A 15,057-nucleotide genomic window follows, 5' to 3' on the forward strand; every position below is an offset into this window, starting at 1 on the left:
CAACGTCGTCCGTAGGTCGCCGTGCGCGCGTGCCCAGCCACGCAAAGCCCACGTCGACTGCCTATGACCGCCTTGATCTTTCGGTGACCTGTGGCGCGCACCTGCGCGCCGACCTCGGTCCTCCCACACGGTGAAATGAGTTTCTTTATGTCTGTGCGCTCCGACCTGCGCAACGTCGCGATCGTCGCCCACGTTGACCACGGCAAGACCACGCTCGTCGACGCCATGCTGCGTCAGTGCGGCGCCTTCAGCGCCCACGCGCACGTGGACGAGCGCGCGATGGACTCCGGCGACCTCGAACGCGAGAAGGGCATCACGATCCTCGCGAAGAACACCGCCGTGCACTACGCAGGTCCCGCTGCCGCCGCAGCCGGTGAGGCCGACGGCATCACCATCAACGTCATCGACACCCCGGGCCACGCTGACTTCGGCGGCGAGGTCGAGCGCGGGTTGTCCATGGTCGACGGTGTCGTCCTGCTCGTCGACGCGTCCGAGGGCCCGCTGCCCCAGACCCGGTTCGTGCTCCGCAAGGCGCTCGTCGCCAAGCTCCCCGTGATCCTCCTCGTCAACAAGGTGGACCGCCCCGACTCCCGCATCGAAGAGGTCGTCGCCGAGGCCACCGACCTCCTGCTGGGTCTCGCGAGCGACCTCGCCGACGAGGTCCCCGACCTCGACCTCGACGCCATCCTCGACATGCCGGTCGTCTACGCCGCGGCCAAGGTCGGCCGTGCCTCGGTCAACCAGCCCGAGGACGGCGGACTGCCGGACAGCGAGGACCTCGAGCCGCTGTTCAAGATGATCATCGAGAAGATCCCGGCGCCGACGTACGAGGAGGGCCACCCCCTCCAGGCGCACGTGACCAACCTCGACGCCTCGCCGTTCCTCGGCCGTCTCGCGCTCCTGCGCGTGTTCAACGGAACGATCCGCAAGGGTCAGACGGTCGCCTGGGCACGCGCCGACGGCACGCTTCAGAACGTCAAGATCACCGAGCTGCTCGAGACGAAGGCGCTCGACCGCGTCCCGACCGAGTCGGCCGGGCCCGGCGACATCGTCGCCGTCGCCGGCATCGAGGACATCACCATCGGTGAGACCCTCACCGACCCGGACGACCCGCGTCCGCTGCCGCTCATCACGATCGACGACCCCGCCATCTCGATGACGATCGGTATCAACACCTCGCCGCTCGCCGGCAAGGGCGGCAAGGGCCACAAGGTCACCGCCCGCCAGGTCAAGGACCGCCTCGACAAGGAGCTCATCGGTAACGTCTCCATCCGGGTCCTGCCGACCGAGCGCCCTGACGCCTGGGAGGTCCAGGGCCGCGGGGAGCTCGCACTCGCGATCCTCGTCGAGCAGATGCGCCGCGAGGGCTTCGAGCTCACGGTCGGCAAGCCGCAGGTCGTCACCAAGATCATCGACGGCAAGCGCAACGAGCCGATGGAGCGCATGACCATCGACGTGCCCGAGGAGTACCTCGGTGCGATCACGCAGCTCCTCGCCCAGCGAAAGGGCCGCATGGAGACGATGGCCAACCACGGCACCGGCTGGGTCCGCATGGACTTCGTCGTCCCCGCCCGTGGCCTCATCGGATTCCGCACGCGGTTCCTCACGGACACCCGCGGAACCGGCATCGCGTCCTCGATCGCGGCGGGCTACGAGCCCTGGGTCGGCCCGATCGACACGCGCGTCAACGGCTCACTCGTCGCTGACCGCCCCGGGGTCGTCACGCCGTTCGCGATGATCAACCTCCAGGAGCGTGGCTCCTTCTTCGTCGACCCCACGCAGGAGGTCTACGAGGGCATGATCGTCGGCGAGAACTCTCGCAACGAGGACATGGACGTGAACATCACGAAGGAGAAGAAGCTCACGAACATGCGTGCAGCCTCGAGCGACACCTTCGAGAACCTCGTCCCGCCGAAGCACCTCACCCTCGAGGAGAGCCTGGAGTTCGCCCGCGAGGACGAGTGCGTCGAGGTGACCCCCGAGGTCGTGCGCATCCGTAAGGTCATCCTCGACCAGTCGGAGCGCGCCCGCGCCTTCTCCCGCGCGAAGAAGAGCTGACGACGTACCTCGCAGGACCTGCATGACCCGCTGAGTGCGGGCGGAGGGGCACCCGTGCCGCTCGGCCCGCACTCAGCGTCGTCTCACCCCGGCGCGACCCGCCCGGCGGGCCGTCCCACCCCGGCCCGACGCGAGCGCCGTCCACGACAGGAACCCGACCATGAACGAGCCCCAGATCCTTCCCGGCGGGCCGGCCGACGCACTGCTCGTCGTGCACGCCCACCCGGACGACGAGACCCTCGCGACCGGCGGCCTCCTCGCGGCATGGGCCCGCGCAGGCCGGCCGGTCACGCTCGTCACCTGCACCCGGGGGGAGCAGGGCGAGGTCATCGGCGCTGACCTCGCGCACCTCGAAGGGGACGGGCCTGCCCTCGCGGCGCACCGCGAGGTGGAGCTCACCCACGCCCTCGCTGCCCTCGGGGTGACGGACCACGTCTACCTCGACGAGATCCCGGCACCCGGGAACGGCTCGTCGCGCTACGCGGACTCGGGCATGGCCTGGCTCGACGACTCCGCTCCCGGCGGCCGTGCGGGCGCTGCGGGTGAGCCATCACCAGGGACGCTCGTCGCGGGGTCGGTCACCGAGCAGGTGGACCGGCTCGCCGCGATCGTGCGGGACCGGGGACCCGCCGTCGTCGTGACCTACGAGCCGGGTGGCGGGTACGGCCACCCGGACCACGTCCGCGCGCACGAGCTGACGATGCACGCGGTGCTCCGTGCTCGTGAGCCAGCCGCCGACCAGCCCGGCCACACGGTCCGTGAGACGTGGTGGGCGGTTGTTCCTGCACCCACGCTCCGCAGCGCGCGCGCCGAGCTCGTTGCGGCCGTCGCACCGCTCGACGAGGGAGAGCTGCTCGACGAGGGGCGCGCCCCGGTCCTGCCCGACCCTGCCGGGATCCTCCCGTCGCTCGCCGACGATCTCGGCGAGCCCGACGTCGTCATCGACGTCCGGCCCGTCGTCGACCGTGTCGCAGCCGCCCTCCGCGCCCACGCCACCCAGGTCCAGGGCGTCGCCCGGCACGACGGCGAGCTGCTCGTCGGGTGGTACGCCCTGAGCAACGACGTCCTCGTGCCCTGGCTCGCGTACGAGCACTACGTGCGCGCACGTGCGGACGTCCAGGAACCGTCCGGGCGCGGACGGTAGCCTCGCCACCATGCCGGTCAGCCCCACTGCCGCGAGCCGTCAGGCCCGCCCCCTGCGTACGACGATCCTTGGTTACGCCTGCGCCCTCGGGCTGGGAGCGGTCGTCGGTGTTGTCGGATCGTTCGTGCACAGGCAGTGGACCCCGTGGATCCTCCTCGCCTCCCTGCTCCTCGTCGCGGTCGCGGGCGTGCTCGTCCGCGCGTGGATCGGCAGCAGCGCCCTGGGCCCCTACGCGTTCGGGTGGTTCGCCGTCGTGGCGGTCCTCATGTTCTCCGGACCCGGCGGTGACGTCGTGCTGCCGCTGCAGGCGCTGAGCGTCGCGTGGCTCGTCGGCGGGATGCTCATGATCGCCGTCGCGGCGTTCGCTCCACAGCGGTGGTTCACCGACTGAACGGCGCTGATGGGCGTGCGTAGCCGCGCCGTACACTGGTCCGTCGGGGGGCAGACGACGCCCGATGCAGCAGGACCGCGCAGCGGCCCTTCCTTCGCGAGCGGAGAACCATGAGCAGCAGTACCGACCGTCCGTCCGGGCAGACCACGCCGGCTGTCGCCTCGAACCAGGACGCGATCGTCGACCGTGACGCCGGCTGGCCCGACCGCACTGCTCCCTCCACGGAGAACGAGAGCCCGGCGAGCGAGAGCCCGGCGAGCGAGAGCACGGCGAGCGACAGCACGGACGACGAGGTCACCGCACCCGCGGGGCCGGCCGCTGACTCCCCGCTCGACGTCTTCGACGACCCGGACACCTCGCGGAAGTGGCCCAAGGTGCTGCTGTGGACCGTGCTCGGGGTGCTCGTCGCCGCGGGCGCCTACCTCGGTGCCCAGTGGTACTTCGCCGACCGGATCGCCACCGACACGACCGTGGCCGGCGTCGACGTCGGCGGACTGTCCGGTACGGAGGCGACCGAGAAGCTCGAGTCCGAGCTCGGCCCCCTGGCTGTACAGCCCCTGCCCGTCACGGCGGGCGGTGCCGCGAGCACGATCGACCCCGTCGCGGCAGGCCTGACCTTCGACGCTGCGGCGACGGTCGAGCCCCTCACGAAGTTCACGCTCGACCCGTCGCGGCTGCTCGCCCAGGTCACCGGCGGTGGGGCGGTCGCGCCCGTCACCGCGGTGGACGAGGAGAAGCTCACAGCGGCGCTGGTGCCGTTGGCCACCGACCTCGAGGTGCCGGCCGTCAACGGCACCGTGGCGTTCGTCGACGGAGCCCCCGTCCAGACCGCGGCTGCCGACGGCACGAGCCTCGACAGCCCGACCGCGAGCGAGCGCATCGCCGACTCCTGGCTCACCGGCACGCGCCCGGTGGAGCTGCCGACGGTCCCCCTCGAGCCGGACATCACCCAGAGCGAGACCGACGCCGCGTACGCCGAGGCCCAGACCTTCGCGAGCGGACCCGTCACGCTGACCGTCTCGGGGCAGATCGTCGAGATCCCTGCCGCCAACCTCCTCGCCGCCGCGGCGTACGTGCCCCAGGACGGCAACCTCACACTCACGGTCGACGGGCCCACCCTCGTCACCGCGGTGCTCGAGCGCACGAACAACCTCCTGACGACCGCCGCCGACGCGAGCTTCGTCTTCGTCGACGGTGTCCCGCAGGTCCAGCCCGGGACACCGGGGACGACCCTCGACCCGGTGGTTCTCGCTGGCGCGGTCCGCGACGCCGCCCTCGGGACCGAGCGCACCGCGACCGTCGACCTCACCATGAGCGACCCCGCACAGTCGACCGAGTCCCTGCAGGCGCTCGGCGTCGTCGAGAAGGTGAGCGAGTTCTCCACCGAGCTCACCGCGAACGCGGCCCGCACGGAGAACCTGCGGATCGCGGCGTCGAAGGTGACCGGGTCCCTCGTGCTGCCCGGCGAGACGTTCTCGCTCATCGACGTCATCGGGCCGATCACGGCCGGCAACGGCTACAACGAGGCGGGCGTCGTCGTCAACGGCCAGCTGCAGGACGGCATGGGCGGCGGGCTGTCCCAGATGGCGACCACGACGTACAACGCGGGCTTCTTCGCGGGGATGGTCGACGTCGAGCACCAGCCGCACAGCAACTACTTCAGCCGGTACCCCGAGGGTCGCGAGTCGACCATCTACGAGGGCGTCATCGACGTGAAGTTCCGCAACGACTCGCCGCACGGCGTGCTCCTGCAGTCGTGGATCGCGGACAACCGGTTGTGGGTCGCGGCCTGGAGCACGAAGTACTACGACGTGCAGGAGGGCACCTCCGGGCGCTCCAACGTCGTCAGCCCGACGACGGAGCACCGGTCCGGCCCGACGTGCCAGCCGCAGAGCGCGGGAAGCCCCGGCTTCTCCGTCTCGGTCTGGCGCAAGGTGACGGTCATCGCCACAGGCGAGCTCGTCATCGACGAGAACACGACCGTGCGGTACAAGCCCCAGAACGCCATCGTCTGTGACGGCTAGCGCCAGCCGTTAGCATCAGATGCGTCCAGCACCCCCACCACAACGCAGGCGAGGTACATCCATGCTCGGCAAGAGCGGTCGCGAGTCCGGCCCCCACGCGAGGCTCGCCGCGCTGCGCGGCGGTTGGGACGACGACGTCAGCGGCCTGCTGGACCTCGGCTCGACGACGGCTGTGCTGGCCACCGTCGCGAGCATCGAGAACCTCTCGGCCGTGGTGCACATCGGTCACCCGGCACAGCCGGCGCCCGAGCTCGAGCGCACGCTGCTCGCCGCCGACCCGTCGCTGCTGCTCACGGCGGCCGTCCCGGTCGCGTCCGAATGGGCGTGGGTGGGCCGGACGCCGGATGCGAGCGGTGTCGCGGTCGTCGACGAGGCAGGCATGCGGGACTGCCGGCACGTGCTGCGCACGATGGGCCTCAGCGCGCGGCTCGTCCCCACGAGCACGACCGTCGACGAGCGCATCGCCCTCGCCGGTGAGCGCGGAACGCTCGTCATCGAGCGTTCCGCCGTGCCGTCCGGGTTCCAGGAGCTGCCGGGCAGCGCCCTCCTCGCGGACGTGCCGGTCATCTGGTACGGGCTCCTCGAGAAGCGTGAGAGCGTGCCGACGTTCCACTCGCCCTCGCAGGTGTGGCTCGCGCTCGGTCCTCGGGACGACCACCGGGGCTCGCTGCAGGAGACCCTCGGGGTGATCGCCGCGGTGGGGATCGACCTCCAGCACCTGCGCAGCCAGCGGTCCGAGGCCGGTCCGCACGTGTTCCTCACGTCGTTCTCCTGCGAGGACTCCGGCGTCCTGGCCGGGCTCCTCGAGGAGTTCGACGCGCGGGGGGTCTCGCACCGGGTGCTCGGCGTCCTCGGTGGTCAGGAGTTCATCCCCGGGCCCGACGCCCTCACCCCGCGGTGGGCGGTCACGCACGCATGAGCGCCCGATGAGCCTGGTCTCGGACGGCGCCCGGGTCGCGTACCTCGGCCCGGAGGGCACGTTCACCCACGAGGCTGCGCGCATCCTCACGGGGGCGGTGGGCGACGTCGAGGTCGTACCGATGACCACCGTGACCGACGTCTACGCGGGCGTCGACAGCGGCGCCGTCACCCACGGCGTCGTCGCCATCGAGAACTCCGTCGAGGGGTACGTCGTGCCATCGCTCGACGCCCTCGTCTCGGCGCAGCAGGTCGTCGCGGTCGACGAGGCGTTCGTGCCCATCACCTTCGACGCGTTCGAGCACCCGACGAGCGACGTCGAGCCCACCCAGGTGGTGAGCCACCCGCATGGTCTCGCGCAGTGCCAGGGGTTTGTCACGTCGTCCGGCCTGGTGCCCGTGCCAGCCACGTCGAATGCGGCAGCCTGCCGCGACCTCGTGCCCGGACAGGTGGCCCTCGGCCCGCCCGGATGCGGGCAGGCCTACGGTCTGCGCACCCGTGCCCGCGGCGTCGAGGACTTCCACGGTGCTCGCACGCGGTTCCTGCTCCTTGCCGGGCGTCAGGCCGCGCTCGCCGGGGTGGGCGGTCCCTCGCCCACCGGGACGTGGCGCTCGATGCTCGCGATCACGCCGCACGCGACGGGGCCGGGTGTCCTCGCGCGCATCACCCGCGCCTTCGGGGAGACGGGGGTCAATCTCTCGAGCCTCATCACCCGGCCCCTCAAGGCGCTCGAGGGCAGGTACGTCTTCATCGTGACCGTCGACGGGCCCCCGTGGGACGACCGGGTCCACAGCGTCCTGCAGGGCCTGCTGGCCTCCGGCGACTCCGTGAAGACCCTCGGGGTGTTCCCGGCCCGCGGGGAGATCGACGACGTCGTGGACGCCCAGCGGGTCCCACCGGGCAGCGTCCAGGACGGACTGCCCGCAGACGTGCTGCGGCGCGGGCTGCTCTGGTCATGACCGACGGAGCGGGCTCCACGAGCGGACGGCGGGTCGCGGTCGTCGGTCTGGGTCTCATCGGCGGCTCGCTCGCCCGCGCGCTGCGTGCAGCTGGGGTCGACGTCATCGCGTGGGACGCGGACGCTGCCACCCTCGAGCGTGCCTCCGCCGCGGACGTGCCGGTCGGTCGGTCGCTCGAGGACCTCTGCGCGTGGCTCCCCACGGTCGTCGTCGTCGCGGTCCCGCTGCGTGCGGTGCCGGCGACGACGCGTGCCCTGCGCGCCTGCCTCGTCGGGACCCCGGTCCTCACCGACGTCGGAAGCGTCAAGGCCGCGGTGCGCTCCGCCGTGGAGCAGGACGGGCTGGGCGCGCGGTACGTCGGCGCGCACCCGATGGCCGGCACCGAGCACAGCGGCTTCGACGCGTCGGACGCCGATCTGCTCCTCGGCGCGCGCTGGGCGGTGACACTCGGTGCAGAGAACGACCTCGGCGCCTTTCTCGAGGTCGTCGACCTCATCACCTCGGTGCTCGGCGGCGTCGTGCTGCCCCTCACCGACGCCGTCCACGACGACGCCGTCGCTCTAGTCAGCCACGTGCCGCACGTCGTCGCCACGGAGCTGCTCAACCAGGTGGCGGTCTCGCCGGTGCGCGCCGTGGCCGAGCGGCTCGCTGCGGGCAGCTTCCGGGACGGGACACGTGTCGCGCGGACGGACCCGCGACGGACAGAGGCGATGGTTGTCGACAACGCCGGCGCCGTCGCCCCGGCGCTGCGCGCTGCGGCACGGCACCTCGAGGAGCTCGCTGCCGATCTCGAGTCCGGGGCTCCCGTGGGTCGCTTCTTCGATCGCGCAGCATCCCTGCGCGCACCGGCTGCGACGGAGGTCACCGAGCAGCATCTCCTGCTGCGCGAGGAGGACGACTGGGCGCACACCCTCACCGCGCTGGGGGTGCAGGGGTCCTACGTCACTGCGGTCGACACGGTGCGCCGCTCCGTGACGCTCGCGGTCGCACGTCCCTAGCCGACGACGCGCGTGAGCCGTCGCCTACACCTGCTCGCGCCGCTCACGCCGCGGGGGAGGGGGCGGCACGGGTTTCCCGACGGCGATCTCGCTCCCGGGCACCTCGACGGTGCCCGTGCGCGTCCTGAGCGTGAGGGTCCTGTCGTCACTGCTCACGACGACACCAAGGAGGTCGGTGTAGAGGTGGGAGGCGCCGTCCGGAAGCCGGCGGCGGACCATCACCCGGGTCCCGGGGGCCCAGGTGCGCCACGGGTCTCCAGGCTGGTCAGATGCCGTTGACGCGCCCCGTTCCGGCATGACCGACCTCACATTTTCACAGGGTGGGCAGCTCTGTGGCCGCGGCTGACGTGAGCGATACTAGACGTCGCGCGCCGACTGGCTCGCGGATCGTCTGGACCACTCGTCCGGGAAGGACCTCGAAGTGACCTACGTGATCGCTCAGCCTTGCGTCGACGTCAAGGACAAGGCGTGCATCGAGGAATGTCCTGTCGACTGCATCTACGAGGGCAAACGATCCTTGTACATCCACCCCGACGAGTGCGTCGACTGCGGCGCCTGCGAGCCGGTGTGCCCGGTGGAGGCCATCTACTACGAGGACGACGTCCCCGAGGAGTGGTCCGAGTACTACAAGGCGAACGTCGAGTTCTTCGACGACCTCGGGTCTCCGGGCGGTGCGGCGAAGATGGGTGAGATCGACAAGGACCACCCGGTCATCGCGGTCCTGCCCCCGCAGGCCTGACCGCCCCGCATGGGCTTCGCGGACCTCTCCGACCTCGTCTTCCCCTGGGACACCCTGGCCCCGTACGCCGCACGCGCGCGAGCGCACCCGGACGGGATCATCGACCTGTCCGTGGGCACGCCGGTGGATCCCACACCGGCGCTCGTCCGGGAGGCGCTGAGCGCCGCGGGTGATGCACACGGATATCCGACGACGCACGGGACCGCCGCGCTGCGGGAGGCTGTCGTCGCATGGTTCGAGCGCCGCCGGGGGGTGCCTGGGCTCGACCCTGCGGCCGTCCTGCCGACGATCGGCTCCAAGGAGCTCGTCGGACTGCTGCCGTCGATGTTGTCTCTCGGCGCCGGCGACGTGGTCGTCCACCCGAGCGTGGCGTACCCGACGTACGACGTGGGTGCGCGGCTCGCGGGTGCGAGCGCGGTGCCCGCGAGCGATGTCACGCAGTGGGAGGGTCGCTCTGACGTCCGCCTGGTCTGGGTGAACTCGCCCGGGAACCCCACGGGCGAGGTGCTGTCCGTCGCCGAGCTGGCGCGGGTCGTCAGCGCGGCGCGTGAGATCGGCGCCACGGTCGTGAGCGACGAGTGCTACGCGGAGCTCGCGTGGGAGGAGCCCTGGGTGTCGGGCGGTGTCCCGAGCGTGCTCGACCCGCGGGTGAACGGGGGATCGCTCGAGGGGGTGCTCTGCGCGTACTCGTTGTCCAAGCAGTCCAACCTTGCGGGGTACCGGGCGGCGTTCGTCGCAGGTGACCCGGCCCTCGTCCGCCGGCTGCTCGAGCTGCGCAAGCACCTCGGCATGATCGTCCCCGCGCCCGTCCAGGCAGCGATGACGACCGCGCTCGCGGACGACGCGCACGTCGTCGCGCAGCGCGCGACGTACGGCAGGCGCCGGGACGTCCTCACCGCTGCGCTCGCGGGTACCGGGCTCGTCGTCGACGGGTCGCAGGCCGGCCTGTACCTGTGGACGCGGGCCGACGGTGGCGATACGTCCGGCGACCGTGCCGGTCAGCCGACTGCGGAGCCCGCCTGGGGTCTCGTGGCGCGTCTCGCTGACGCAGGCATCCTCGTCGCTCCGGGGTCCTTCTACGGCAGCGCTGGTGCCGGTCACGTCCGGGTCGCGCTCACAGCGCCGGACACCGCGGTGGCGCGTGCGGCGGAGCGCTTGACGGAGTTGGACGCCTGATTCGTCCGGGTGTGACCCGGATCACGGTCCTGCCAGGCCCTTCGTCCCTTCACCAGGTGGTCACAATCGGGTGACGGCAGGTACCGTCGTGGTGGCCAGCGGCGGCGCCCTCCGGGACCTGCGTCGGTCCCGGGCACTCGTCAGATGCCAGTCACGCACTGCAGCTCCACAGAGCGGCAGGCGCAGCAGGAAGGACACCATGTCGGACACCCACCAGCCGCCGGTCACCCTCACCGTCGGCGACTCCACCCAGACTCTGCCGGTCGTCCCGGCCACGGTCGGCAACCCCGGCATCGTCGTGTCGTCCCTGCTCCGGGAGACCGGGATGGTCACGCTCGACCCCGGGTTCATGAACACCGCCAACTGCGAGTCGCAGATCACCTACATCGACGGCGACGCGGGGATCCTGCGCTACCGCGGGTACCCCATCGACCAGCTCGCCGAGAAGTCGACGTTCCTCGAGGTCGCGTACCTGCTCATCCACGGGGAGCTGCCGTCGCCGTCCGAGCACGACGCGTTCGTGGAGCGGGTCAACCGGCACACGCTCGTCCACGAGGACTTCCGCACGTTCATGGGGACGTTCCCGCGCAACGCGCACCCGATGGCCGTCATGGCGTCGGCCGTGAACGCCCTCGCGACGTTCTACCCCGAGTCCCTCGACCCGTTCGACGACGAGACGGTCGAGCTCGCCACCGTCCTCCTGCTCGCCAAGGCGCGGACCGTCACGTCCTACCTGCACCGCCGTCGCGTCGGTGAGCCGCTGCTCTACCCCGACTACTCGCGGGGCTATGTCGACGACTTCCTGCGGATGACCTTCGCCGTCCCGTACATGGCGTACGACTCCGACCCGACGGTCGTGGACGCGCTCGACAAGCTGCTCATCCTGCATGCCGACCACGAGCAGAACTGCTCAGCCGCGACCGTGCGCGTCGTGGGCTCGAGCCAGGCGAACATCTACGCCTCGATCTCCGCCGGCATCAACGCTCTCTCCGGCCCGTTGCACGGGGGCGCCAACGAGTCGGTGCTGGCGATGCTCAACGAGATCAAGGACTCGGGTACGGACGTCAAGTCGTACATGGACAAGGTGAAGAACAAGGAGGACGGTGTCCGCCTCATGGGCTTCGGACACCGCGTGTACAAGAACTACGACCCCCGTGCGGCGATCGTCAAGAAGAGCGCTGACGCCGTGCTGTCGACCCTGGGCAAGCGCGACGAGCTGCTCGACATCGCGATGGAGCTCGAGGAGATCGCGCTGAGCGACGACTACTTCATCGAGCGCAAGCTCTACCCGAACGTCGACTTCTACACCGGCCTCATCTACAAGGCCATGGGATTCGACCCGGCGATGTTCACCCCCCTGTTCGCGCTCGGGCGGATGCCCGGGTGGATCGCGCAGTGGCGCGAGATGATGAAGGACCCGCAGACGAAGATCGGCCGCCCGCGTCAGGTGTACACGGGCGCCCCCGAGCGCTCGTACGTGGACCTCTCGCAGCGCTGACGACCCACGGTCGGTCACGAGTCCAGCCGGTAGACGGCCCGCGCCCCCGGAAGGGCGCGGGCCGTCCGCTGTCAGTGCGCGACGACGAGCTGCGCCGTCCCGGTGTCCGCGGGCGCCCGTTCCTCGGTGAGCGGACCCCACGCCTGCGCGTCGCGCGTCCACTGCTGGTCGCCGACGACGACGGACACGACACCGGTGGCCGATGCGCTCGCGACCGCCCAGTGGCCCAGCGCCCAGGCCATCCTGGCGGGCTGCTCACCGCCGCCGGGGAGCCCGGCGCCGTCGACGACGAGCGCACCGTCGGCGACGGTCGTGGGAAGGGCGCCGAAGTCTCGCTCCAACCGGGTGCGCAGCGCGGTCGCGGCGGACTCGACCCCCGCGGCGTCCGCGGCCTCGGGGGACTGCGCCTCGTCGAGCACGCACGTGACGCTCGCCGGTGAGTGGCCGGTGAGCGCGGAGGCCCAGGCCCGGGACCGTGGCTCGTGCTGGGCGTACGCGTCGGGGAACCCCGACCGCTGCACGGCCTGGGCGGCCTCGGTGATGGGCATCTCTGGGTAACCCGGGACCTTGTCGAGGCCGTCGTAGAACGCGTTGGTCGAGTACACCGGATCCATGATCTGCTCGACGCTGCCCCAGCCCTGAGAGGTGCGCTGCTGGAACAGACCGACGGAGTCGCGGTCCCCGTAGTCGATGTTCGTGAGCTTCGACTCCTGCAGCGCGGTCGCGAGACCGATCGTCACGGCTCGCGCCGGCATCGCCCGCCGGACGGCGATCGCAGAGATGGTGGCGGCGTTGTCGGCCTGGACGGGGGAGAGCTGCCAGGTCGAGCCGTCGAGCTGCGCCTCGCACCGGGCGCGGACGCCGGCGAGCGGAGAGGTGCGCTCGAGTGCGAGGACGACCCCGCCGACCGCAGCGGCTCCCGTGGCGAGGAGGAGCGCCGCGGTGACGGCTCTCCTGCCCAGCCGACGCGCCGGTGTCCCTGTCCGCGGCACGGCTCTAGTTGGCGTGCAGAGCGGCGTTGAGCTCGATGCCGACGCCCGAGCGGGACACGGCCTCGACGGCTCCGGTGAGCGAGTTGCGGCGGAACAGCAGGTTGTCCCGCCCGGCGAGGTCCTTGGCCTTGACGACGACGGGATCGGCTCCGGCATCGGCGGAACCGACGACCGTCACCTTGGTCCCGGCCGTGAGGTACAGCCCGGACTCCACGACGCAGTCGTCACCGAGGGGGATGCCGAGCCCGGCGTTGGCTCCCAGCAGGGACCGGCGGCCGATGGAGATGACCTCGCGGCCGCCCCCGGACAGGGTGCCCATGATCGAGGCACCGCCGCCGATGTCGCTGCCGTCCCCGACGACGACGCCCGCTGAGATGCGTCCCTCGACCATCGAGGTCCCGAGGGTGCCGGCGTTGTAGTTGACGAACCCCTCGTGCATGACCGTCGTGCCCGACGCGAGGTGGGCACCGAGCCGGACGCGGTCGGCATCGGCGATGCGGACGCCCGACGGGACGACGTAGTCGACCATGCGGGGGAACTTGTCGATCCCGTGGACGGTGACCGGTCCCCGTGCCCTCAGGCGCAGCCGGGTCGCCTCGAACCCGTCGACCGCGCAGGGCCCGTGGTTCGTCCAGACGACGTTCGCCAGCAGCCCGAACACGCCGTCGAGGTTGAGCTCGTGGGGCGCCACGAGGCGGTGGGACAGCAGGTGCAGACGCAGGTACACGTCCGCTGCGTCCGCGGGCGGCGCGTCGAGGTCGGTCTGCGTGCTCACCACGACGAGGTCCACCTCCCGGACGTCGTCGGGGCCTGTGAGCGCGGCGAGGTCGGCAGGGACGGCCGCGTCGTCGGCGACCGGGCCGAGCGAGGGCCGGGGGTACCAGACGTCGAGGGTCGTGCCGGAGCGTGTCACGGTGGCGAGGCCGTGGCCGTGGGCCAGGCGCACGGGTGAGGGGGTCATGGCGACCAGCCTAGAGGGGCCGTGCCGGGGTTCCGGAATCGACAGGCGGGCCGTGCCCGAAGGAGGCGCCGGTAGGGTCGGAGGATGACTCTCACGGACGGTGCACAGATCCCACCCCTCCCACTCCTCGGGGACGTCGTCGCCCTCACCCGGGCCCTGTGCGACATCCCGTCCGTGAGCGGGGACGAGCGGGCGATCGCCGATGCGGTCGAGGCCGCGCTGCGGCTCCACCCCCACCTCGAGGTCGTGCGCAACGGTGACGCGGTGGTGGCACGCACCCACCTCGGACGCGAGCAGCGCGTCATCGTCGCAGGGCACCTGGACACCGTGCCGATCGCGGACAACCTTCCCGTCCGGGTGGTCGGTGAGGGTATCCACCGCGAGATGTGGGGACGCGGCACCGTGGACATGAAGGGTGGGGTCGCGATCCAGCTCGCGCTCGCCGCAGAGCTCACGGAGCCCAGCCGTGACGTCACGTGGGTGTTCTACGACCACGAGGAGGTTGCCTCCGACCTCAACGGCCTCGGCCGCCTCGTCCGGGAGGCACCGGACCTGCTCGCCGCAGACTTCGCGGTCCTCGGCGAGCCCACCGCCGCGGGGATCGAGGGAGGCTGCAACGGCACCCTGCGCGTGCACGTCCGCGTGCCCGGGGAGGCGGCTCACTCTGCCCGCGCGTGGATGGGTGTCAACGCGATCCACGGCGCCGCCGAGGTCCTCGCTCGCCTCGCCGCGTACGAGCCGCAGTCGATCGAGGTGGACGGCCTCGTCTACCGGGAAGGCCTCAACGCCGTCGCCATCTCCGGCGGGGTCGCGGGCAACGTCATCCCCGACGAGTGCGTGGTGACCGTGAACTTCCGGTTCGCTCCCGCACGCTCGGTCGAGCAGGCCCTCGAGCACGTCGTCGAGGTGTTCCACGGCTTCGAGGTCGTCGTCGACGACGCGGCGCCGGGTGCCAGGCCCGGCCTCGACGCGCCCCTGGCCGTGGAGTTCAGCGAGGTCGTGCTCGCGCTGACCGGAGGGGCGCCGGCGCCGAAGTACGGGTGGACCGACGTGGCGCGGTTCGCAGGTCTGGGCATCCCCGCCGTGAACTTCGGTCCCGGAGATGCGCTCCTCGCGCACAAGGACGACGAGCGGTGCCCCGTCGCGCAGATCGAGCTCTGCCACCTCGCGCTGCGGTCCTGGCTGACCGCCTGACACGG

The 15,057-nt window shown here is 71.4% G+C and carries 14 protein-coding genes; 11 read left to right on the forward strand and 3 right to left on the reverse strand.

Annotated features, from left to right (window positions below):
- The first annotated feature begins 147 nt into the window (after window positions 1–147).
- The 7 genes from typA to AC2AXK_RS09220 all read left to right on the forward strand — a co-directional run bounded on the left by typA (window position 148) and on the right by AC2AXK_RS09220 (window position 8,492).
- Window positions 148–2,058 carry a translational GTPase TypA gene (typA, locus tag AC2AXK_RS09190; RefSeq protein WP_484345070.1) on the forward strand — a complete coding sequence of 637 codons (1,911 nt, stop codon included), beginning with the start codon at window positions 148–150 and terminating at the stop codon, window positions 2,056–2,058.
- Between the two features lie 160 nt (window positions 2,059–2,218).
- Window positions 2,219–3,202 carry a PIG-L family deacetylase gene (locus tag AC2AXK_RS09195; protein ID WP_484345071.1) on the forward strand — a complete coding sequence of 328 codons (984 nt, stop codon included), beginning with the start codon at window positions 2,219–2,221 and terminating at the stop codon, window positions 3,200–3,202.
- A gap of 10 nt (window positions 3,203–3,212) precedes the next feature.
- On the forward strand, window positions 3,213–3,593 hold the full coding sequence (locus AC2AXK_RS09200) for a DUF6113 family protein (RefSeq protein WP_484345072.1): 381 nt from the start codon (window positions 3,213–3,215) through the stop codon (window positions 3,591–3,593).
- Window positions 3,594–3,703: 110 nt separating this feature from the next.
- A complete protein-coding gene (locus AC2AXK_RS09205) occupies window positions 3,704–5,617 on the forward strand; it encodes a VanW family protein (protein ID WP_484345073.1) in 1,914 nt (637 codons plus the stop codon).
- Window positions 5,618–5,678: 61 nt separating this feature from the next.
- Window positions 5,679–6,536, forward strand: a complete 858-nt coding sequence (locus tag AC2AXK_RS09210) for a hypothetical protein (RefSeq protein WP_484345074.1) — start codon at window positions 5,679–5,681, stop codon at window positions 6,534–6,536.
- Window positions 6,537–6,543: 7 nt separating this feature from the next.
- Window positions 6,544–7,494 carry a prephenate dehydratase gene (locus tag AC2AXK_RS09215; protein ID WP_484345075.1) on the forward strand — a complete coding sequence of 317 codons (951 nt, stop codon included), beginning with the start codon at window positions 6,544–6,546 and terminating at the stop codon, window positions 7,492–7,494.
- Complete coding sequence (locus AC2AXK_RS09220) at window positions 7,491–8,492, forward strand: prephenate dehydrogenase (RefSeq protein ID WP_484345076.1); 1,002 nt, start codon at window positions 7,491–7,493, stop codon at window positions 8,490–8,492. Before AC2AXK_RS09215 ends, AC2AXK_RS09220 begins: the two co-directional genes overlap by 4 nt.
- Before the next feature lie 24 nt (window positions 8,493–8,516).
- Here the strand turns inward: AC2AXK_RS09220 and AC2AXK_RS09225 are convergent, their stop codons facing one another.
- The gene (locus tag AC2AXK_RS09225) at window positions 8,517–8,789 is read right to left on the reverse strand and encodes a putative acetyltransferase (RefSeq protein ID WP_484345403.1); all 273 of its coding nucleotides are present in this window, start codon (window positions 8,787–8,789) and stop codon (window positions 8,517–8,519) included.
- A 124-nt stretch (window positions 8,790–8,913) separates the two neighbouring features.
- Here AC2AXK_RS09225 and fdxA point away from each other — a divergent pair, with 124 nt between their 5' ends.
- The 3 genes from fdxA to AC2AXK_RS09240 all read left to right on the forward strand — a co-directional run bounded on the left by fdxA (window position 8,914) and on the right by AC2AXK_RS09240 (window position 11,905).
- Complete coding sequence (gene fdxA / locus AC2AXK_RS09230; RefSeq protein ID WP_484345077.1) at window positions 8,914–9,231, forward strand: ferredoxin; 318 nt, start codon at window positions 8,914–8,916, stop codon at window positions 9,229–9,231.
- Between the two features lie 9 nt (window positions 9,232–9,240).
- Window positions 9,241–10,407 (forward strand): succinyldiaminopimelate transaminase, encoded by a 1,167-nt coding sequence (dapC, locus tag AC2AXK_RS09235; protein WP_484345078.1) that lies wholly within the window; start codon window positions 9,241–9,243, stop codon window positions 10,405–10,407.
- Between the two features lie 199 nt (window positions 10,408–10,606).
- Entirely contained in the window at window positions 10,607–11,905 is a 1,299-nt protein-coding gene (locus tag AC2AXK_RS09240) for a citrate synthase (RefSeq protein WP_484345079.1), read from the forward strand.
- A 71-nt stretch (window positions 11,906–11,976) separates the two neighbouring features.
- Here the strand turns inward: AC2AXK_RS09240 and AC2AXK_RS09245 are convergent, their stop codons facing one another.
- Both AC2AXK_RS09245 and dapD read right to left on the reverse strand, forming a co-directional pair.
- Window positions 11,977–12,897, reverse strand: coding sequence for a hypothetical protein (locus AC2AXK_RS09245; RefSeq protein ID WP_484345080.1), 921 nt, complete (start codon window positions 12,895–12,897; stop codon window positions 11,977–11,979).
- Between the two features lie 4 nt (window positions 12,898–12,901).
- A complete protein-coding gene (dapD, locus tag AC2AXK_RS09250) occupies window positions 12,902–13,858 on the reverse strand; it encodes a 2,3,4,5-tetrahydropyridine-2,6-dicarboxylate N-succinyltransferase (protein WP_484345081.1) in 957 nt (318 codons plus the stop codon).
- 84 nt (window positions 13,859–13,942) lie between these two features.
- Between dapD and dapE the strand changes: the two genes are divergently transcribed.
- The gene (dapE, locus tag AC2AXK_RS09255; protein ID WP_484345082.1) at window positions 13,943–15,052 is read left to right on the forward strand and encodes a succinyl-diaminopimelate desuccinylase; all 1,110 of its coding nucleotides are present in this window, start codon (window positions 13,943–13,945) and stop codon (window positions 15,050–15,052) included.
- Window positions 15,053–15,057: the final 5 nt, after the last annotated feature.

It is taken from the genome of Sanguibacter sp. Z6_81 (genome assembly GCF_057180625.1).

Coding starts and splice junctions, on each gene's coding strand:
- dapD (WP_484345081.1), bottom strand. CDS start 13,858: ATGACCCCCTCACCCGTGCGCCTGGCCCACGGCCACGGCCTCGCCACC.
- typA (WP_484345070.1), top strand. CDS start 148: ATGTCTGTGCGCTCCGACCTGCGCAACGTCGCGATCGTCGCCCACGTT.
- AC2AXK_RS09195 (WP_484345071.1), top strand. CDS start 2,219: ATGAACGAGCCCCAGATCCTTCCCGGCGGGCCGGCCGACGCACTGCTC.
- AC2AXK_RS09205 (WP_484345073.1), top strand. CDS start 3,704: ATGAGCAGCAGTACCGACCGTCCGTCCGGGCAGACCACGCCGGCTGTC.
- AC2AXK_RS09225 (WP_484345403.1), bottom strand. CDS start 8,789: ATGCCGGAACGGGGCGCGTCAACGGCATCTGACCAGCCTGGAGACCCG.
- dapE (WP_484345082.1), top strand. CDS start 13,943: ATGACTCTCACGGACGGTGCACAGATCCCACCCCTCCCACTCCTCGGG.
- AC2AXK_RS09240 (WP_484345079.1), top strand. CDS start 10,607: ATGTCGGACACCCACCAGCCGCCGGTCACCCTCACCGTCGGCGACTCC.
- dapC (WP_484345078.1), top strand. CDS start 9,241: ATGGGCTTCGCGGACCTCTCCGACCTCGTCTTCCCCTGGGACACCCTG.
- AC2AXK_RS09215 (WP_484345075.1), top strand. CDS start 6,544: ATGAGCCTGGTCTCGGACGGCGCCCGGGTCGCGTACCTCGGCCCGGAG.
- AC2AXK_RS09200 (WP_484345072.1), top strand. CDS start 3,213: ATGCCGGTCAGCCCCACTGCCGCGAGCCGTCAGGCCCGCCCCCTGCGT.
- AC2AXK_RS09220 (WP_484345076.1), top strand. CDS start 7,491: ATGACCGACGGAGCGGGCTCCACGAGCGGACGGCGGGTCGCGGTCGTC.
- AC2AXK_RS09210 (WP_484345074.1), top strand. CDS start 5,679: ATGCTCGGCAAGAGCGGTCGCGAGTCCGGCCCCCACGCGAGGCTCGCC.